Here is an 18,494-nt window from a genome sequence, read left to right as displayed (position 1 = left end):
TTTATCTCCCCAGTCTTGATATTAAATCATAAAGCGGGCTTAAAAGGCTTATAAAAATTACTGCAAAAAAAAGCCCAATAAATAAAATCATTACAGGTTCTATAATTTTACCAAGTCTTACAGAGTATTCCTGAAGCTTTGAGGTGTAATAATTATTTAGGAATCCAAGTTGTTCATCAAGATTACCCGAAGTCTCACCAATATCTATAAGCCTTATTACCATTGAAGGAAAAATCCTTTGTTCTTTGAGAGACTGAGAAATTCTCTCACCTGTAACAATCTTTTCCTTTGCATTATTTATTGCCTTTTTCATTATTTCATTGTTCACAACTTCTGCTGTCATATCTAACGCTACATCAATTGGCACTCCTGTTACTGTAAGTATTCTCATCTGCTCTGAAAATAAAGCAACTGCTCTATTGTAAAATATCTGTTTCATTACTGGCAATTTAAATAAAAGAAAATCTTTTATCCATTTTAGTTTCTCATTTTTTTTGATTAATGGCATGGAAAGAAAAAAAATCAAAGGCAAAAGAGGTAAAAGATAAAAAAATTTTTTCAAAAAGCTTCCTATCTGAATCAAAAGTTGAGTAATAAATGGAATTGCTATTCCCATACCTTTCATTGCATTTACAATCTGCGGAAGAACATATATAAGCCAAAAACAAACAGCGCCAAATGAAACAACTGCAGCGAATATGGGATAAATAAGTGCTCTTTTTATAGCTGCTCTTAAGTCCTCAATTCTTTGAAAATAGTTTGCTATTTCATCAAGACTTTTATCAAGACGTCCTGTTTCCTCACCAATTTTTATAAGATATTGAACCACTGAAGGGAAAACTTCCTTATGCATTGATATTGCCTCATTAAATGGCATTCCTTTTTCAACCATAGTTTTAATATCTGAGATGACTCTTTTAAACCTCTCTCTTGTTATATTTTCAGCTATATCTGTAAGGGCTGTAGTGAGAGGAATACCTGCTTTAAGCATTATAGATAGATTTCTTGCAAACTCAATTAAATTAACATTTTTTATCCTGCCTGAGAAAAAACTTATGAGGGGGGTAAAAATAGCTGGGATTTTTGAAAGAGATAACACATAAATGTTTTTCATTCCAAGAAGATTTACAGCCTCACCATAGTTTTCTGCTTTAATGAAGCCCTTAAAGACTTTCCCTTGTTCATTAACTGCTTTGTATATAAAAACACTCATCCTACAATCCTTTCAACTTCATCAAGTGTTGAAACTCCCTCTGCAACTTTCTTTAATCCATCAATCATTAAAGGAACCATCCCCTGTTCTTTTGCAGCCTCTGTGAGTGCATTAAATGAAGCTCCTTCATAAATCATGTCCCTTATTTTTTCATTTATTATCATAAGCTCTCCTATTGCTACCCTACCAAGAAAACCTGTGTTTCTGCACATTTTACAGCCTGTGCCATAATAGATTTTTTCACAATGCAGTCCTGCTGAAACAAAAATTTCTTTTTCCCTTTCATTTAAATCCCTTGAAGTTTTACAGAATGGGCATATTTCTCTCAGAAGTCTCTGACTAAGCACTGCAAGCAAAGATGAACTAAGAAGAAATCTATCAGCACCAAGATCAAAAAGTCTTGGAATGGAGCTTACTGCATCAGAAGTGTGAAGGGTACTTAAAACAAGATGTCCTGTAATTGAGGCTCTTATAGCAATCTTAGCTGTTTCTTCATCACGAATTTCGCCAAGAAGAATTATATCAGGGTCATGCCTCATAAAATTTCTTCCTGCAAGTGCAAAGTCATAGCCGATTTTTTCATTAACTTCACTTTGTTTTGCAAAACTTATTCTATATTCCACAGGATCTTCAATTGTTATAACACTTCTCTGAAGTCTGTTGATTTCCCTTATCAATGCATAAAGAGTTGTACTTTTTCCAGAACCTGTTGGTCCAACTACAAGCATTATGCCATTGGGTTTTTTTATAAGCGTTTTAAGGCTTGAAGAAAGAGTTTGATTAAAACCAAGTTTATTAAGACTATAAAATTCCTCTGAACCTCCAAAAAGTATTCTTAATACAACACTTTCTCCTTCTACTGTTGGAATAGTTGATACTCTTACTTCATATTTTTTACCTATAAATGTAAAGATGAATGACCCATCCTGAGGAAGCCTCTGTTCAGCTATATCAAGCCTTGAAAGAATCTTTATCCTTGATATCAATCCTGTATGTATTGATTTTGGGAGGAAATAACCTGGCTCTAAAATACCATTAACTCTATAGAATATACTTACAACACCAGCATTTAAATTTATATGGATATCTGTTGCTCCTCTTCTTATCCCTTCTGCTAAAACAGCATCAACAATACGAGGAAAACTATCAGGAGGGATTACACCCGTTGTTAAGCTCAAATTTATCGCATCTTCTATAATTTTTTCTGTTGGATTTTCTAAAAAATAGTAAGCTTTCTCAAGTATATCTATAAAACCTTCTTCATCTGTAAGATAAGGCTTTGCCTTCTTTCCTGTTATTGTTCTTACTTTATCAAGAGCAACAATATTACTTGGCTCAGTAACTGCTATTTTAATGATTCCGTCTGTTTCTTCAATTGGAAGGAATCTTGCTGATTCTGTAACATTTTTTGGAAAAACTTTAAGAAGTCCCATTTCAATTGGATGCTCTCTTATATTTATATATTCAAGACCATGCTGAATTGCAAGAACTTCTGCAAGTTCTGAGGATGTAATAAATCCAAGTGATGTTAAACACTTTCCAAGAACCTGACCTGTTATTTTCTGAACATTTAAAGCTATATTAAGTTCCTGCTCTGTTAATAACTTTTTTTCTAATAAAATGTCTCCAAGTCTCATTGCGGAATAATCCTTGGTTGTAAAAGTATTACAAGCTCTGTATTTGTTTCTTCTTTATCTTTGCTTTTAAAAAGTTCTCCAACCACAGGAATATCTCCTAAAAGAGGCATTTTATTTTCCGAAAAACTCTCTTCCTTTTTAATCATTCCACCAATTATTATAATTTCTCCATCTTTCACCTTAACTGTTGTGCTGAGTTCTCTCAAATCCACTCTCGGCAGCTGAATTGTTGTTTCAGCACCTGAAGAGCCAAAAGTTGCTGATCGCATTTCTATCAAATTTGACACTATTGGTGTAATTGTTAGAGAAATTTCACCTTTTTCATCAATATAAGGCACTATACCAATAATAAGACCTGAAAGAAGATTACTTGTTTCAACTGTATAAGTTATTATTGGTGAACCTGTCCCTGATGTTGTAACATTGCTCTGAGCTTTTGATATAAATGAGTAATTTCTTCCTACTGTAAAAAGTGATGTCTGCCCATTCATTATACTAACACGAGGATTTGAAAGGGTTCTTACATCTCCAAACTCTCCAAGAGCTTTTATTAAAGATGAAAATTCCTTTATAGCTGTTGTTGTTAATGAAAATTGAATCTTGGAATAAGGATCCCCAGAACCTATTACATTTGTAAATCCGGAAGTTGCTCCTCCAATACTCCATGTATGTGTTCCATGTGTCCACTCTCTTAAAAATGACCAGTCAATCCCGTATTTTAAAGATTTTGAAAGGGCAACTTCTATTACTTTGGCTTCTATAAGAACTTGCCTTGACATAACCTTTTTTACAGTTTCAAGATATTCTTGAACTCTGTTCATATTTTTCTTTGTTGCGGTAACCATTATAGTTCCTGTCATTCTATTTATTACATAACTTTCACGGGATTGACCAATAGCTGTCTGCGCCGGCTGTCCCGCGGTTGCTGGTTGAGTAACAGCTTTGGGTGCAGCAGATGTTCCAAAAATTGTAGAAAGAGCTCTTTCTATTGAATCCCAGAATTTATATGCTGTATCATCTGTTTTTTCAGATTTTGATATATTCCCTTTAAGGACTGTGGTTCCTGTGGTGCCTGAGGTGCTTGTGCTACCTGTAGTTGTGCTACCAGGAAGCTGACCTGTTACTCCGCCAAGAATATCTCCCCCCACATCTGTTGAGTAGTTTTGTTGAATTGGAATCGTGCTCAGATGAAATATTTTTGTATCTGTATCTTTTACCAAAAGCATATTTCTTTCAACTTTATAAAAATAATCAGTTGAAGAAAAAACAGCATCAAGAGCATCTTTGAGTGTTACATTACTTAAAAAAAGTGTTATCGGAACATTGGGGTCAACATCTTTTTCAATAACAAGATTTAAACCAGCATCTTTACATAAGACAAGCAAAATATCCCTCATCGGAGTCTGCCTTGCATTTACAGAAACCCTTTTCATCTTAAGTGGTGTTATGTCTTCAGTTTCTATTCTGTAGTCTGGTGGAACTTCTTTTTTTGCTACTTCTTCTTTTTTGGGAAACTCAATATGCGGAATCTTTATCTCTCCTTTCATCTCCATGCCACTACATGCATGAAGAAACAAAAGAAGCAATATCAATAATTTTCCAGCTTTAACCATTTTGTTTCTCCCTTTTTATCTTGAATTAAAACTTTGTCTTTAAATATACCTTTTATCTGGTATCCATTAATAGAGTCTCCCTCTCTGACAATAGAATTTCCTATTACAGCATATTTATATCTGCCTTCATAGATAAATGACAGGATTGGCAAAGGAGATTCTTTTAGTTTCAAAGGTTCTTTAAGTCCTTCTTCTATTTTCACTGTTTTTAAAATTCCAAAAGGATTATTCAAACTATTATGAGCAAATAACGATTTCTCTCTGATTGTAATTTCAGGCAGAGGATACTCTGCAATAGTTTTTTCAGTCTGTGTAATAAATGAAGGGGGTTTAAGCTTTAAAGATACTATAAATATTAAAGTAGAAAGTAGAAAAATAATAAGCGAAATTTTAAACTCTCTTGTCATCTTCTTGATAAAATAACCTTAATTCAGCTTTGATATCAATCCCTATTGTATTATCTTTAGAAGATAGCGTTATTGATTTAATAAAAACAAAAGGATAGTCAGTTTCTTCAAGAAAACTCAAAATATCTATAAATCTATTCCATAAAGTTTCAGACTTCAAACTCACATCAAAACTCAACTGCTTTTGGTCTTTTTTAAGATTTGATATTTCTATAGTAAACTCGGGAAATCTTGTTCTTAAAATATCTATATATTGAGCAGCGAAAATTTCAGAATTCCTTTTTGATTTTTTAGGAACTGTATCATTGGAAAAATTCTCTGAATTTACAGGAATTTTTATTGCATCAATTTTTTTATTTATTTTAATGCTTTGATTTATTTTTTGCTCTACTTTGCTGATTAAAGCTAAATCTCCTTTTAAAGATTTCTCTGTTTTATTAAGATAAATTAAAAGAGAAAAACACAACATGCAAATAGCATAAAGTATTGTTACAAAGAGAACTTTTTTCCCGATTTTTTTATTGTAAAACTCTTGTATGTTCATAAATTGCATCTATACTTAGCTCTCCTTTTGTAATATCCCAGCTTTCATTGATAATCTTAAAACCCCCTTGTTCAAGAGAAGCTTTAAAATTTAAATAAGACATTTGCCTTTCCGAAAAACTCTTTCCTATGCTTTTACCTTTTATTTTTAGTTCAGGTTTTTCTGCATTCAATATTTCTACTGAAATTATCTGAATGAATTCTGTTTTAGCTTGACCGATACTCTTAAGAAGATATCTCATATCAACCATGGAATTTCTTTTGTTCTGCAATTCAATGAAGGGTTTCATTTCGGTTTCAAATTTTTTTATTTTTTTGTCAATATCAAAAAATTCCTGCTCATGCTCTAATACGTATTGTCTTTGAGAAATCATTGAACTGTATATGGATTTTATTTTATAAAAAGATTCCAGATTGTAACCAAATAAAGCTATCATAGTTATGATAAAAACAAAACTGGCATAGTTTAAGTACTTAATTGTTTTTTTAAATCTTCTGTATTGTTCTGGTAAAATACTTTTGCGTTTTAAATCTTCTCCTGACAATACCATAATAAGAGGCACTGTATATTTCTCATATTCTGGTAAGATTGATAGAAATCTGTAAGGAAGACTGAGACCTGAAAGCTCTCTTTTTTTTACTCCTATGAGAATAACCTCATTAGGAATAACTCTTAAATTTTGGATTGAATAGTTCATTGTCATATTTATATTGATTATATCTTCATCCGTTAAATCTTCACTTCCTTCAAACTCTCTCATAAGAATCATCTCAGTTTTTTCAAAAACAAAAAGAAATCTTGATTTTCCTGAAAAAAAGCAAACTATTTTATTTTTTTCTATAAGTTCTGAAACAGAGTTTACTAAAAAAATCAAAGGAATATGCAAGGGATAAAGGGCTTTTATATTGACTCTTGCTTCAATAAATTCTTCAATAAACTGATAAGAAGATTCTGGTATCATGTAGCAGCGAATCCAGGTTCTTGAATCAGCCATATATGTCTCATACATAAATGAAAAACGCTGAATATTTGGATATATTTTTCTTATTTCATTAAATACCAACTTCTCAAGAATTTTTTTCTTCTCAGAAATCTGAAATGGGAAAGAAAGTTTGAATGTATATAGTTCCGAGAAAGAAACAGACATATAAACTTCCTTTATTGAATTTTCTTTAATAAAATCAAGAAGTTCATCAACATGGAACTCTAAAAATTGAGCATTTTCAATATTTTTTTTAGTTATAACAGCTTTTACATATTTTCCTTCTATGCTTAAGTAAGCTTTATTCAGCATTTAATTTCCCCTCAGAGGAATTACTACTTCAAAATTATAACATAAGATTTATCATAGATTTTGATTTTTTTGAATTTATACCCTCGAAAAAATTCTTTGAATTTTGATATATTAAAAATTAAACTATTAAACCATCGGAGGTTAAAATTGAGCGTAAAAAAAGAGGGATTTAAGTTTAACTCCATAGAGGAAGTGCTGGAAGATGTTATTCAGGGCAAGATGATCATAATTGTTGATGATGAAGATAGAGAAAATGAAGGAGACCTTTTTATTGCAGCTGAAAAAGTCACACCCGAAGTAATAAATTTCATGGCAAAATATGCCAGAGGATTGATTTGTCTACCCCTAACTCCTGAAAGAGTTGATGAACTTAAACTCCCCATGATGGTTGATGTAAATGAAACACCCCATCAGACCGCATTTACAGTATCAATTGAAGCAAGGAAAGGGGTTACCACCGGTATTTCTGCTCATGACAGGGCATTGACAATTCTTACTGCAATAGACCCAAAAACTAAGCCAGAAGACCTTGTAAGACCTGGGCATGTCTTCCCATTAAGAGCTCAAAAGGGTGGAGTTCTTAAAAGAGCAGGACATACTGAAGCAGCGGTTGACCTTGCACGTCTTGCTGGGCTTTATCCAGCAGGAGTTATCTGTGAAATCATGAATGAAGATGGAACAATGGCAAGAGTGCCTCAACTGATGGAGTTTGCCAAAAAACATGGACTAAAGATCACCACTATTAAAGATTTAATTAGATACAGAATGAGAAACGAGACCCTTGTTAGAAAAGTTGCAACAGTCCAGCTTCCAACAGATTATGGAGAATTTAAAGCAATTGCTTACACAACACTTATTGATGATAAAGTCCATCTTGCCCTTGTAAAAGGTGATATTAGGCCAAATGACGAGGTTCTTGTAAGGGTTCACTCGGAATGTTTAACAGGCGATGTGTTTCTTTCTAAGAGATGTGATTGTGGTTCTCAGCTTCACAGAGCACTGGAAATGATTGATGAAGCAGGTAAAGGCGTATTGCTATATATGAGGCAGGAAGGCAGAGGAATCGGGCTTTTAAATAAGCTTAAAGCTTATGAATTACAGGAAAAAGGATATGATACAGTAGAAGCTAATATAAAACTTGGATTTAAACCTGACCTCAGAGACTATGGAGTTGGTGCTCAGATACTGGTAGACCTTGGCGTAAGAAAAATGCGACTTATGACCAATAATCCCCGTAAGATTGTAGGATTAGAAGGTTATGGGCTCAAAGTTGTTGAAAGAGTGCCAATTGAAGTTAAACCAAATGAAAATAATAAATGCTACTTAAAAACAAAAAAGGAAAAACTCGGACATCTATTGACAAAAGTATAGCGCGCCTGAGAGGATTTGAACCTCCGACCATCGGCTCCGGAGGCCGATGCTCTCTCCACTGAGCTACAGGCGCTTCTAAAATAAATTATAGCAAAGGCAGTATAATTTTAAAAAATTTCCATAAAGGAGCAATAAATGAAAGAAAATGAAATTCCATTAGGATTAACCTTTGATGATGTTTTACTTGTGCCCTCAAAATCAGATATCATTCCCGCAGAAGTTGATGTAACAACTTACTTTACTCCCAACATACAACTAAATATTCCTATAGTCAGTGCTGCAATGGATACAGTTACAGATGCGAATCTTGCAATTGCAATCGCAAGAGAGGGAGGAATTGGCGTAATTCATAGGAACATGCTTCCTGAAAAACAGGCTCTGGAAGTAGATAAGGTAAAGAAATCTGAAAGTGGTATGATAGTAGACCCAATTACCATATCTCCTGATGCTCCTCTTTCAGAAGCACTTGCATTGATGGAAAGATATAGAATTTCTGGAGTTCCCGTAACTGTTAATGGAAAACTTGTTGGAATAATTACAAACAGAGACCTTAAATTTGAAAGGGACTTTACAAGAAAAGTTGAAGAAGTTATGACAAAGGAAAGACTTATAACTGCTCATGTTGGAATTACTCTTGAAGAAGCACAGGAAATTTTACATAGATATAAAATTGAAAAGCTGCCAATTGTAGATGAAGATTTTAATCTCAAAGGTTTGATAACAATAAAAGACATTGAAAAAAGAAGAAAGTATCCAAATGCCTGCAAAGACCATCTCGGAAGACTAAGGGTTGCAGCAGCAGTTGGAGTTGGTGAGCCCGCAATTTACAGAGCAGAACTGCTTGTAAAAGCTGGAGTTGATGCAATTGTGATTGATACAGCACACGGACACAGTAAAGGAGTAATTGAAACACTAAAAGAACTTAAAAGAAGATTTGATATTGACATAGTAGCAGGAAATATAGCAACCCAAGAAGCCGCTGAGGAGCTTATTGAGGCAGGAGCAGATGCTGTAAAAGTTGGAATAGGACCTGGTTCAATATGCACAACAAGAATAGTAGCAGGAGCAGGAGTTCCACAACTTACAGCAATCATGAACTGTTATTCTGTGACTTCAAAATACAACATACCTTTAATTGCTGATGGAGGAATAAAATATTCAGGCGATATTACCAAAGCACTTGCTGCAGGAGCTCATTGTGTTATGATAGGAAGCCTTTTTGCAGGAACAGATGAAGCCCCGGGCGAAATAATACTTTATCAAGGAAGAAGTTATAAAACATACAGAGGCATGGGTTCTATTGGTGCTATGCAGGGAGGCTCTCGTGACAGATACAGGCAGGAGATGGTTTCTCCTGAAAAACTTGTTCCTGAAGGTGTTGAAGGAAGAGTTCCCTATAGAGGACCACTTGCTAAAAGTGTTCATCAGTTGGTGGGAGGCTTAAAATCAGGTATGGGCTATTGTGGTTGTAGAACCTTAGAGGAACTCCGTGCAAAGGCAAAATTCATCAAGATAACTAATGCAGGATTAAGGGAAAGTCATGTTCATGATGTAACAATAACAAGAGAGTCTCCTAATTATTGGGTTGAGGACTAATATGCAGGAAATACTTGTAATAGATTTTGGTTCACAGTACACGCAGCTTATTGCGAGAAGAGTAAGAGAATTAAAGGTTTACTCTGAAATAATTCCATGTAATGCACCTTTTTCTGAAATAGAAAAGAGAAATCCTTCAGGAATAATACTTTCAGGTGGTCCTGCCAGTGTATTTGAAAAAGATTCACCAAGCATTGATAGGAAGATTTTCAATTTAGAGATTCCTATTCTTGGAATATGTTATGGTATGCAGCTTATTACTCATTTACTTGGAGGCAAAGTCTCCCGAGCTGAAAAAAGAGAGTATGGCAAAGCCATTCTTAAAATAGATGATTTTTCAGACCTCTTTGCAGAAATCAAAAATGAAACTGTTGTGTGGATGAGCCATGCGGATAAAATCAATGAGATGCCTGAAGGTTTTATACGACTTGCTCATACAGAGAATTCTCCCTATGCTGCGATGGCAGACAAAGTGAGAAAAATATATGCTTTACAGTTTCATCCTGAGGTTGTACACACTGAGGAAGGGAAAAAGATACTTAAAAATTTTGTGTTCAAGATATGTGGTTGCAAACCAACATGGAATATGCATTCCTTTGTAGAAAGAGAAACAGAAGAAATAAGAAAAAAAGTGGGTAAATATAAAGTTGTATGTGCTTTAAGTGGTGGAGTTGACTCAACTGTTACAGCAGTTTTGGTTCATAAAGCAATAGGAGATGCCCTTACATGTATATTCGTGGATAATGGACTTTTAAGAGCAGGAGAGCGGGAAAAAGTAGAAGAGATGTTAAGAAATAATTTTCATATAAATCTTAAAGTAGTGGATGCCTCAGAGAGATTTTTAAAAAGGCTCAAAGGAGTTCATGACCCTGAAAGAAAAAGAAAAATTATAGGTGGAGAATTTATAAAAATTTTTGAAGAAGAAGCAAAAAAGATTGAAGGAGTAAAATTTCTTGCACAGGGAACTCTTTATCCTGATGTAATTGAAAGTATTTCTTTTAAAGGACCTTCTGCAACAATAAAGAGTCATCACAATGTTGGCGGACTTCTTAAAAGAATGAAGTTAAAACTCATTGAGCCTTTGCGTGAGCTTTTTAAAGACGAAGTAAGAGAGCTCGGTAAAGAACTTGGAATTCCTGAAGAGATTCTTTATCGTCATCCGTTTCCTGGACCTGGGCTTGCCATAAGATGTGTTGGCGAAGTTACCCGTGAAAGGCTTGAAATTCTAAGACAGGCTGACAAAATAGTGCTTGAAGAGATTAAAAAATCTGGATGGTATAAAAAAGTATGGCAGTCCTTTGCTGTTTTACTTCCCATAAGAACAGTTGGGGTAATGGGAGATGAGAGAACTTATGAACATGTTATAGCTATCAGAGCAGTTCACAGCGTAGACGGAATGACAGCAGACTGGGTAAAACTTCCACATGAATTGCTTGAAAGACTATCAAATCGGATAATCAATGAAGTAAAGGGTGTAAACAGGGTTGTATATGACATAACATCAAAGCCTCCAGGAACAATTGAATGGGAATGAAAATTTGCATCGTTGTCATTTTACCATTTTATAAGTGTATAATTTAAATATAAAATTCTCTACAGAGGAGAAATAGCAAATGGATTTTGAAAAAATGTATGAAAAACTCAGAGAATTAATAGTTGGAGAAATTAAAGAAGAACTTAGAGAATTCAAGGCAACTGTAACAGGTCAGCTTCAGGGTTTTGCTTTGGCAATTGAATCTATTAATGCAAGGATGGGAAACATAGAAAGCGATATAAGAGACTTAAGAAAATCTATTGAAGGCAACAATACCAGGGTTGATGAGATAAATAAAAGAATTGACGATATAAACAAAAGAATTGATGAGACCAATAAAAGAATTGATGAAACGAATAAAAGAATTGACGAAACAAACAAAAGAATTGATGAATTAAGAGTTGAACTAAAAAATGAGATAATGCAAAATACTCTTAGAATAGATGAGACTAATAAAAGAATTGATAATCTATATCTTGAAGTTTCAGAAATAAAAGGGCAACTAAATAAAGCTCTATCACAAAAAGAAATTATCAATGATGTCTTAACAAGGGTTCAAAAACTTGAAGAAAAAGTCTATGCGGTAGCATAGTTATATGAATTTTGAACTAAAAAAATATCTAAAAGATAAAAAAGCTAAAATTGAAGAATTCATAAAATCTTATTTTCAAACCTTTCCTACTCCTCCCATTCTCCATGACTCTGTTTTATACTCCCTTACCGCAGGAGGTAAAAGACTCCGTCCCATTCTATGCATTGCTTCTTATGAAGCCTGCGATGGTATGGAGAATATAGTTCCTTACGCTACAGCAATAGAGTTTATTCATACCTACTCCCTCATACACGATGATTTGCCTGCAATGGATAATGATGATTTAAGGCGTGGTAAGCCTACAAATCATAAAGTATTTGGTGAAGGCATAGCAATTCTTGCGGGAGATGGATTATTAACAGAGGCTTTCACTATCTTGTCAAATAAAGACTATGCAAACATAAGTTCAAATACATTATTGAAAGTTATCTCTGAAATATCAAAGGCTGCAGGACTTAGAGGTATGGTTGCTGGTCAGGCTTATGATTTGATTTCAGAGGGCAAAGAGCCTGATGAGAGAGTTGTTGAATTTATTCATCTTTATAAAACAGCAGCAATGATAAAGGCATCCGTCAAAGTTGGTGCTATATTAGCAGAAGCATCGGAAGAAAAAATAAAAAACCTTGAAATATATGGACAGTCAATAGGGCTTGCTTTTCAGATTGTTGATGATATTCTTGATATAGAGGGAACTACTGAAGCAATGGGAAAGCCAAAAGGCTCTGACATTGAAAAAGGTAAAATGACATATCCTCGTGTTTTTGGAATTGAAAAATCAAAACAGAAGGCTAAAGAATTAATTGACAAAGCTCTTGAAAGTTTAACAATGTTTAATCATAAAGCAGAACCTCTCAGAGAAATAGCTCATTATATCATAAAAAGAACCTCTTAAAAGTGAAACTCCGGCTTGATCAACTTCTCTTTAAAAAAGGCATAACTGAAAGCAGAGAAAAAGCCCGTGCACTTATTATTGAAGGGAAAGTCATTGTAAACGGACATAAAATTGAAAAGCCTGGCACCATGGTGGATGAAAATTCCGAGATAACAATATGTGGTGAAACTCTTCCTTATGTAAGTAGAGGTGGATTTAAACTTGAGCATGCAATAAAAGAATTTTCCATTGATGTAAAAGATAAAGTCGTAATGGATGTAGGTGCAAGCACTGGTGGTTTTACAGACTGTCTGCTTCAACATGGAGCAAAAAAAGTTTATGCTATAGATGTTGGTTATGGACAGCTTGCATGGAAACTTAGAACTGATCCAAGAGTTATTCCTATTGAGAGAACAAATATAAGATATATGGGTAAAGATAAAATTCCTGAGGATATTGATATTGTCACAGTTGATGTATCTTTTATATCTTTAAAACTTGTTATTCCAAAAGTCTTAGAATTCCTGAAACCTCAGGGAAAGATTATAGCATTAATTAAGCCACAGTTTGAAGTGGGCAAAGGAGAGGTTGAAAGTGGAGGGGTGGTAAAATCCTTTGAAAAGAGAAAAAGGGTAGTTGAAGAGATAAAAAATTTTTTTGCGTCCCTCGGGCTAAAAGTCATCGGAGTTATAGAGTCACCAATCAAGGGTCAAAAGGGAAATATTGAGTATTTGATATATGCCAAGACCTCCTCATTATCCTGAGATTTTTATTTGTCATCCTGAGCGTTAGCGAAGGATCTCCTGCTTCATTCACAATGATAGCTTAAAACTAATCAGTAATAGCACCAAAAATTATACCTGAAATTGTTGCCATGATTATGACAAGGCTAACATAAACAAAGGTTTTTTTAAATCCTATTGTTCTCATAATGACTATCATGCTTGGTAGACTCAAAGCCGGTCCCGCAAGTAAAAGTGCTAAAGCAGGACCTTTACCCATGCCTGCGCCAAGTAATCCTTGAATTATAGGAACTTCTGTTAAGGTGGCAAAATACATAAATGCACCTACCACACTTGCAATAAAGTTTGCCTGTAAAGAATTTCCCCCCACAACTGAGTAAACCCACTCCGAGGGAATAATTCCTTCATACCCAACTCTTCCGAAAAAGAAGCCTGCTATTAAAACGCCAATAAAAAGCAAGGGAATAATTAAATAGGCATAATACCATGTCTGATAAACCCATTGAGTTAGCTCATCTTTACTAAACCATCTAATACTTGATAGCATCACGAAACTTAAAAACACAACGGCTAATATCCATTTCAAATTATACAGAATCCACCAGAAACTAATAGCACCTTCCTGTGGCTTTCCCCAGTTTGCAAATATGAGAAAACCGATCATAAAAAAAAGATGAAGCACGGTCTGATAAAGAGGTTTAGTTTGAATTCCTGTTACTTCAAAATCCTCATCTGCTTGCCTTCTTTTTTCTTCTTTTATAAAGATAAAATGCATCATCAGCCCGATTATTATACTAAAGAGCACAGCACCGACTGCTCTTGCTATTCCTATATCCCAGCCAAGAACTCTTGCAGTTAAAATTATGGCAAGCACATTTATGGCGGGTCCTGAATATAAAAAAGCAACTGCAGGACCAAGTCCAGCACCTCTTTGATAGATGCTCATAAAAAGAGGAAGAATTGTGCAGGAACACACTGCAAGAATTGAACCAGAGACAGAAGCAACACCATAGGAAAGCACCTTGTTAGCCCTTGCACCAAAGTACTTCATAACCGAAGCTTTATTTACAAAAACAGCTATCGCTCCTGCTATAAAAAAAGCTGGAATTAGACATAAAAGAACATGCTCCTGGGCATACCATTTTGCTAAAGCTAATGATTCAAAAATGGCATTTGTAAATCTCTGATTTTCAATTGGAAGATAATAAAAAATAAGAAAAATTAAAATAATTAATCCTAATTTATATCGTTCTTTCATGCTGTTTTATCTTTCTTATCTTGGACAATAACGTGGATCTTGATTTTGTTTAAAATCTCTCAATCTTTCTATTTCTTTTTTTATATCTTCATCTGAAATCTTTTCAAGCACAGTAAAAATTAAAAATCTTTTAAATAATTCTGAATCATCCAGGCTATAAAGAATCCATTTACCCTTTCTTTTTATCTTTACCAGTCCAGCTTCTTTTAAAACTCCGAGATGAAACGAAACCTTTGGCTGAACCATGTCTAAAGCAGCAACTATTTCACATACACAAAGTTCACTTTTCTCAAGAAGTTTGATGATTTTTAATCTGGTTTCATCAGATAGAGCATGAAAAAATTTAATTAATTTTTGCACAACAAAGTATAAAAAATTTTTTATATATATGTCAACTGGTAAATTATCCCTAAGACTGGCAGGAAAAAGGCAGATTGATGGAATAACTTTAGAGACTCAGAAAAATGCTTTGCATTATGTAATATTGAAGGAGTTTGTATCATCGTATTTATTATCCTATGGTAAAATAAAAAATTAAACAATATCTGGAGGGTAAATGTGAATTACATAGTTGTTACAGGAGGAGCTGGATTTATTGGAGCAAATGTTATAAAAAGGCTTAATGAACTTGGAGAGGAAAAAATTCTCGTAGTAGATAATCTAAATAAATCAGAAAAATGGAAAAATCTTGTTGATCTACATTTTGAAGACTATATTCATAAAGATAAATTTATTGAAGAAATAAAAAATAACAATTTCAATAATTCAGTAAAAACAATAATTCATCTCGGTGCAAGAAGTAGCACTACTGAAAAAGATGTTGACTTTTTAATGATTAACAACTATGAATACACAAAAGAACTGGCAAAATGGTCTCTAAGAAATAATGTGAGATTTATTTATGCATCCAGTGCTGCTACATATGGAGATGGTTCTAATGGATTTTCTGATGAACACTCTTTACTTCCTATTCTAAAGCCCTTAAATGCCTATGGCTATTCCAAACATATATTTGATCTCTGGGCATTAAAAAATGGAATTCTTGATAAAATAGTCGGGTTGAAATACTTTAATGTTTATGGACCGAAAGAATGGCATAAAGGTGAAATGAGAAGCATGGTCTTAAAAGCCTATGAACAGATTAAAAAAGATGGAAAAATAAGACTTTTCAAATCCTACCATAATGATTACAAAGATGGAGAACAATTGAGAGATTTTATCTATGTTAAAGATGCTGTAGAGATGACTTTATTTTTCATTGAAAAAACTGAGATAAACGGGATTTTTAATATAGGAACAGGAATACCACGTTCATGGAATGATCTTGCAAAAGCTGTTTTTGAATCTCTTGGAATAAAGCCGCAGATTGAATACATTGATATGCCAGAAGAAATCAAAGGAAAATATCAATATTTCACAAAAGCTGATATGAGAAAAATGATAGAAACAGGCTATAATAAACCCACTTTGTCTCTTGAAGAAGCTATAAAAGACTATGTCTTAAACTATCTTGAAAAATATTAAGCCTACTTTTGAAGTAATCGCATAAAAACATAAATCTGGCAGAACTTCTCAAGAAGTTCGCAGATAGTATCGGCTTCACTAATATTTTTGCCAACTGCTACAGCACCGTGTTTTGATAAAAAAACAGCTTTTCTATTTTTTAATGCTTTAACAGCCTCTTTTGCAAGCTCTTCTGAGCCAGAAACCGCGTATTTTGCCACTCTGACCTCTCCTCCAAAAACAGTTCTTTGTTCATCAAGAATTACAGGGAGAGATTGATTTAAAGATGCCAGAGCACATGCAAAAGTTGAATGCGTATGAATGACCGCATTAATATCTTTTCTTCTTTTATAAATTTCAATGTGAAGTCTATATTCAGAAGAAGGCTCTCTACTTCCTTCTATAACTTTGCCGTCAAAATTGAGTTCAATGATATCAGAAAATTTGAGCCTTTCATATGACTTAGAGCGTGGAGTAATCAGTATGGTTTCATTTGCTGTCCTTACACTGAAATTTCCACTATTTGCGGTAACAAGTCCTTTTTTATAAATCTTTTTTGCAACTCTGACAATTTCTTTTCTTTCTTTTTCCCATTGCATAGTTTTATTATAACAATATAAGAATTCGTTGGAGGTATTTTATGAAAAAATTTTTTAAATTTTTAATTCTGGGAGTTATTCTTTTCCCGCTCACTTCTTATGCACTAACAATTGATGAACTTCTTAAAGAACTTGATACTCCTAAATGGAGAGAAAAAATTTCAGAGCCTGCATTTGTAGAAAGATTTAAAAACCCTGATATGCTTTCCGTGGTTATAAAGCTGGCTGATGCAAGAGGATATGATTGGAGGTACAGAATACGAGCTATAAGCCTTCTCGGAAATATCGGTACTTCTCAGGCACAGGAAAGTTTATTAAATATGTTTCAAGATCATTTTTTCCATCACGAGTGTCCTTCTCTAAAATCCTATGTTGCAGATGCTCTTGGAAACTTCAAGCCGAACATGAGGCTTCTTGATATTTTAAAAGAAGGCTTAAAAGACCCTGAAATTCTCATAAGAGAAGCTACTGCAAAATCATTGGGAAGGCTTAAGATGGTGGAATCTATTAAATATCTTAAAGAAGCCTTTTATTCTGAAAAAAGTCTGGCAGTCAGGATAGCAATTGTTAATGCTTTAAAATCAATAGGGACACCAGAGGCAACAAAATTTATAAAAGAAATAGCCTCTGATGGAAATCATAAGGAGTTATTAGATGCAGTTGGAGGTTCTTTATAATCCTGAGTTAATTGAAAATTTAGAGCCAGACAGCATTATTCAAGTTTTCAAAACCACAACTGAGATTTTAAAACAAGAACCTCCATACATAAAACTAAATTTTGTAGAAGGAGAAGCAGTTTTTGTTGGAGACACTCATGGAGATTTTTCAACTACAAAATACATTGTAAAAAGATTTTTTCTACAGGAAACTAAAAATTGTCTGATATTTCTTGGCGACTATATAGATAGAGAACCCGAACCTGAAGGTTCTCTTTATAACCTCCTTTATCTATGCTTGCTTAAACTAAATTTTCCAGACAGAATCTTTCTTCTAAAAGGCAATCATGAAGCACACTATTCAGTTTTTTGTTATCCCTATGAATTTGATAAAGAACTTATAGATATATTCGGCAAAACAGGAATAAAAATTCATGATGCCGCTATATCTCTTTTCAGAGAAATGCCTTTAATGATACAAACAATAAATGGAATTGTGGCATCCCATGCAGGATTTCCTTTTCATGGACAACAAATAGATGACAAATCAAAACAAGATTTAATTTTAGAAATATTGTGGATTGATGCAGCAATATCACCAATGTTCAGAGGATTCGGAATCCCTAAATTTACAGAAGAGCAACTTATCAGTTTTTTAAATAGTATCAATGCTTCTTGCTTTATCAGAGGACATGATTATCATATAGCAGGTAAAGCAATTTACTCCAATAAATGCATTACAGTATTTACCTGCCGTAGATATGCTTCAATTGCAGGTATAACAGTTGTAAAAGTTGATTTATCAAAAAAAATTAATGATGCAAGAGATGTTGTTTTAGAAAACCTTACTTTTTACCTTGATGCATAGAGATAAACCTTTTAATGCTCCTGTCATAGGTAGCTTCTATTTCTGGAGTAAAATAACATGCTGGAAGTTCTCCTCTTTTTCTGTGATAATGCAAACATTCACAACAAATTCCTTTTTTCTCGCAAGGTTCGTAACTACAGTTACAGATTTTTTTGTTTCTTTCAATCTTACATTCCATGGTTGTCCTCCTTTGGG

At 33.8% G+C, this 18,494-nt stretch carries 19 protein-coding genes and 1 tRNA gene; 9 read left to right on the top strand and 11 right to left on the bottom strand.

Annotated elements, in window-relative coordinates; genetic code table 11:
- Position 1: 1 nt before the first annotated feature.
- From THEYE_RS01060 to THEYE_RS01035, 6 genes are read right to left on the bottom strand one after another with little or no spacing between them, the layout of a single operon-like run.
- Positions 2-1,213 (bottom strand): type II secretion system F family protein, encoded by a 1,212-nt coding sequence (locus tag THEYE_RS01060; RefSeq protein ID WP_012545964.1) that lies wholly within the window; start codon positions 1,211-1,213, stop codon positions 2-4.
- Complete coding sequence (locus tag THEYE_RS01055) at positions 1,210-2,850, bottom strand: GspE/PulE family protein (protein WP_012546442.1); 1,641 nt, start codon at positions 2,848-2,850, stop codon at positions 1,210-1,212. The genes THEYE_RS01060 and THEYE_RS01055 overlap by 4 nt, the downstream gene beginning before the upstream one ends.
- On the bottom strand, positions 2,847-4,463 hold the full coding sequence (gene mshL / locus THEYE_RS01050; RefSeq protein WP_012545709.1) for a pilus (MSHA type) biogenesis protein MshL: 1,617 nt from the start codon (positions 4,461-4,463) through the stop codon (positions 2,847-2,849). The genes THEYE_RS01055 and mshL overlap by 4 nt, the downstream gene beginning before the upstream one ends.
- Positions 4,439-4,870: a hypothetical protein gene (locus THEYE_RS01045; protein WP_012546181.1), complete on the bottom strand. Its 432-nt coding sequence runs from the start codon at positions 4,868-4,870 to the stop codon at positions 4,439-4,441. The genes mshL and THEYE_RS01045 overlap by 25 nt, the downstream gene beginning before the upstream one ends.
- Positions 4,854-5,414, bottom strand: a complete 561-nt coding sequence (locus THEYE_RS01040; protein ID WP_028842218.1) for a hypothetical protein — start codon at positions 5,412-5,414, stop codon at positions 4,854-4,856. Before THEYE_RS01040 ends, THEYE_RS01045 begins: the two co-directional genes overlap by 17 nt.
- Complete coding sequence (locus THEYE_RS01035; RefSeq protein ID WP_012545942.1) at positions 5,389-6,708, bottom strand: hypothetical protein; 1,320 nt, start codon at positions 6,706-6,708, stop codon at positions 5,389-5,391. The genes THEYE_RS01040 and THEYE_RS01035 overlap by 26 nt, the downstream gene beginning before the upstream one ends.
- 147 nt (positions 6,709-6,855) lie before the next feature.
- Here THEYE_RS01035 and THEYE_RS01030 point away from each other — a divergent pair, with 147 nt between their 5' ends.
- A complete protein-coding gene (locus THEYE_RS01030; protein ID WP_012546813.1) occupies positions 6,856-8,079 on the top strand; it encodes a bifunctional 3,4-dihydroxy-2-butanone-4-phosphate synthase/GTP cyclohydrolase II in 1,224 nt (407 codons plus the stop codon).
- Here the strand turns inward: THEYE_RS01030 and THEYE_RS01025 are convergent.
- A tRNA-Arg gene (locus THEYE_RS01025) sits at positions 8,080-8,152 on the bottom strand. It lies immediately after the preceding gene.
- A 62-nt stretch (positions 8,153-8,214) separates the two neighbouring features.
- Here THEYE_RS01025 and guaB point away from each other — a divergent pair.
- The 5 genes from guaB to THEYE_RS01000 all read left to right on the top strand — a co-directional run bounded on the left by guaB (position 8,215) and on the right by THEYE_RS01000 (position 13,436).
- Positions 8,215-9,675 carry an IMP dehydrogenase gene (gene guaB / locus THEYE_RS01020; RefSeq protein ID WP_012546759.1) on the top strand — a complete coding sequence of 487 codons (1,461 nt, stop codon included), beginning with the start codon at positions 8,215-8,217 and terminating at the stop codon, positions 9,673-9,675.
- A gap of 1 nt (position 9,676) precedes the next feature.
- Positions 9,677-11,209: a glutamine-hydrolyzing GMP synthase gene (gene guaA / locus THEYE_RS01015; RefSeq protein WP_012545424.1), complete on the top strand. Its 1,533-nt coding sequence runs from the start codon at positions 9,677-9,679 to the stop codon at positions 11,207-11,209.
- A gap of 79 nt (positions 11,210-11,288) precedes the next feature.
- On the top strand, positions 11,289-11,801 hold the full coding sequence (locus tag THEYE_RS01010) for a coiled-coil domain-containing protein (RefSeq protein ID WP_012546267.1): 513 nt from the start codon (positions 11,289-11,291) through the stop codon (positions 11,799-11,801).
- Positions 11,802-11,805: 4 nt separating this feature from the next.
- The gene (locus THEYE_RS01005; RefSeq protein ID WP_012545645.1) at positions 11,806-12,693 is read left to right on the top strand and encodes a polyprenyl synthetase family protein; all 888 of its coding nucleotides are present in this window, start codon (positions 11,806-11,808) and stop codon (positions 12,691-12,693) included.
- A 2-nt stretch (positions 12,694-12,695) separates the two neighbouring features.
- A complete protein-coding gene (locus THEYE_RS01000; RefSeq protein WP_012544951.1) occupies positions 12,696-13,436 on the top strand; it encodes a TlyA family rRNA (cytidine-2'-O)-methyltransferase in 741 nt (246 codons plus the stop codon).
- Between the two features lie 67 nt (positions 13,437-13,503).
- Here the strand turns inward: THEYE_RS01000 and THEYE_RS00995 are convergent, their stop codons facing one another.
- Together THEYE_RS00995 and THEYE_RS00990 are read right to left on the bottom strand one after the other, a co-directional pair.
- Entirely contained in the window at positions 13,504-14,673 is a 1,170-nt protein-coding gene (locus tag THEYE_RS00995; RefSeq protein WP_012546326.1) for a permease, read from the bottom strand.
- Positions 14,674-14,688: 15 nt separating this feature from the next.
- A complete protein-coding gene (locus THEYE_RS00990) occupies positions 14,689-15,033 on the bottom strand; it encodes an ArsR/SmtB family transcription factor (protein ID WP_012545390.1) in 345 nt (114 codons plus the stop codon).
- Between the two features lie 198 nt (positions 15,034-15,231).
- Between THEYE_RS00990 and rfaD the strand changes: the two genes are divergently transcribed.
- Positions 15,232-16,197 (top strand): ADP-glyceromanno-heptose 6-epimerase, encoded by a 966-nt coding sequence (gene rfaD, locus THEYE_RS00985; RefSeq protein WP_012546025.1) that lies wholly within the window; start codon positions 15,232-15,234, stop codon positions 16,195-16,197.
- 2 nt (positions 16,198-16,199) lie between these two features.
- On the opposite strand, the gene THEYE_RS00980 is transcribed toward rfaD, so the two are convergent.
- Positions 16,200-16,775 carry a class II aldolase/adducin family protein gene (locus THEYE_RS00980; protein ID WP_012545581.1) on the bottom strand — a complete coding sequence of 192 codons (576 nt, stop codon included), beginning with the start codon at positions 16,773-16,775 and terminating at the stop codon, positions 16,200-16,202.
- A 41-nt stretch (positions 16,776-16,816) separates the two neighbouring features.
- On the opposite strand from THEYE_RS00980, the gene THEYE_RS00975 reads away from it, so the two are divergent.
- Both THEYE_RS00975 and THEYE_RS00970 read left to right on the top strand, forming a co-directional pair.
- On the top strand, positions 16,817-17,452 hold the full coding sequence (locus THEYE_RS00975; protein ID WP_012546692.1) for a HEAT repeat domain-containing protein: 636 nt from the start codon (positions 16,817-16,819) through the stop codon (positions 17,450-17,452).
- Entirely contained in the window at positions 17,430-18,299 is an 870-nt protein-coding gene (locus THEYE_RS00970; RefSeq protein WP_028842212.1) for a metallophosphoesterase family protein, read from the top strand. Before THEYE_RS00975 ends, THEYE_RS00970 begins: the two co-directional genes overlap by 23 nt.
- Here the strand turns inward: THEYE_RS00970 and THEYE_RS00965 are convergent.
- Entirely contained in the window at positions 18,277-18,477 is a 201-nt protein-coding gene (locus tag THEYE_RS00965; RefSeq protein ID WP_012546887.1) for a DUF6485 family protein, read from the bottom strand. The two genes, THEYE_RS00970 and THEYE_RS00965, sit on opposite strands and share 23 nt — an antisense overlap.
- Positions 18,478-18,494: the final 17 nt, after the last annotated feature.

This window comes from Thermodesulfovibrio yellowstonii DSM 11347 (assembly GCF_000020985.1).
Classification (GTDB): domain Bacteria; phylum Nitrospirota; class Thermodesulfovibrionia; order Thermodesulfovibrionales; family Thermodesulfovibrionaceae; genus Thermodesulfovibrio; species Thermodesulfovibrio yellowstonii.
This window is presented reverse-complemented; position numbering and strand designations above follow the sequence as displayed.

What these genes read in the sequence shown, in the direction of transcription:
- THEYE_RS01060 (WP_012545964.1), bottom strand. Translation starts at nt 1,213, where the DNA reads ATGAGTGTTTTTATATACAAAGCAGTTAATGAACAAGGGAAAGTCTTT.
- THEYE_RS01055 (WP_012546442.1), bottom strand. Translation starts at nt 2,850, where the DNA reads ATGAGACTTGGAGACATTTTATTAGAAAAAAAGTTATTAACAGAGCAG.
- mshL (WP_012545709.1), bottom strand. Translation starts at nt 4,463, where the DNA reads ATGGTTAAAGCTGGAAAATTATTGATATTGCTTCTTTTGTTTCTTCAT.
- THEYE_RS01045 (WP_012546181.1), bottom strand. Translation starts at nt 4,870, where the DNA reads ATGACAAGAGAGTTTAAAATTTCGCTTATTATTTTTCTACTTTCTACT.
- THEYE_RS01040 (WP_028842218.1), bottom strand. Translation starts at nt 5,414, where the DNA reads ATGAACATACAAGAGTTTTACAATAAAAAAATCGGGAAAAAAGTTCTC.
- THEYE_RS01035 (WP_012545942.1), bottom strand. Translation starts at nt 6,708, where the DNA reads ATGCTGAATAAAGCTTACTTAAGCATAGAAGGAAAATATGTAAAAGCT.
- guaB (WP_012546759.1), top strand. Translation starts at nt 8,215, where the DNA reads ATGAAAGAAAATGAAATTCCATTAGGATTAACCTTTGATGATGTTTTA.
- guaA (WP_012545424.1), top strand. Translation starts at nt 9,677, where the DNA reads ATGCAGGAAATACTTGTAATAGATTTTGGTTCACAGTACACGCAGCTT.
- THEYE_RS01010 (WP_012546267.1), top strand. Translation starts at nt 11,289, where the DNA reads ATGGATTTTGAAAAAATGTATGAAAAACTCAGAGAATTAATAGTTGGA.
- THEYE_RS01005 (WP_012545645.1), top strand. Translation starts at nt 11,806, where the DNA reads ATGAATTTTGAACTAAAAAAATATCTAAAAGATAAAAAAGCTAAAATT.
- THEYE_RS00995 (WP_012546326.1), bottom strand. Translation starts at nt 14,673, where the DNA reads ATGAAAGAACGATATAAATTAGGATTAATTATTTTAATTTTTCTTATT.
- THEYE_RS00980 (WP_012545581.1), bottom strand. Translation starts at nt 16,775, where the DNA reads ATGCAATGGGAAAAAGAAAGAAAAGAAATTGTCAGAGTTGCAAAAAAG.
- THEYE_RS00975 (WP_012546692.1), top strand. Translation starts at nt 16,817, where the DNA reads ATGAAAAAATTTTTTAAATTTTTAATTCTGGGAGTTATTCTTTTCCCG.
- THEYE_RS00970 (WP_028842212.1), top strand. Translation starts at nt 17,430, where the DNA reads ATGCAGTTGGAGGTTCTTTATAATCCTGAGTTAATTGAAAATTTAGAG.
- THEYE_RS00965 (WP_012546887.1), bottom strand. Translation starts at nt 18,477, where the DNA reads ATGGAATGTAAGATTGAAAGAAACAAAAAAATCTGTAACTGTAGTTAC.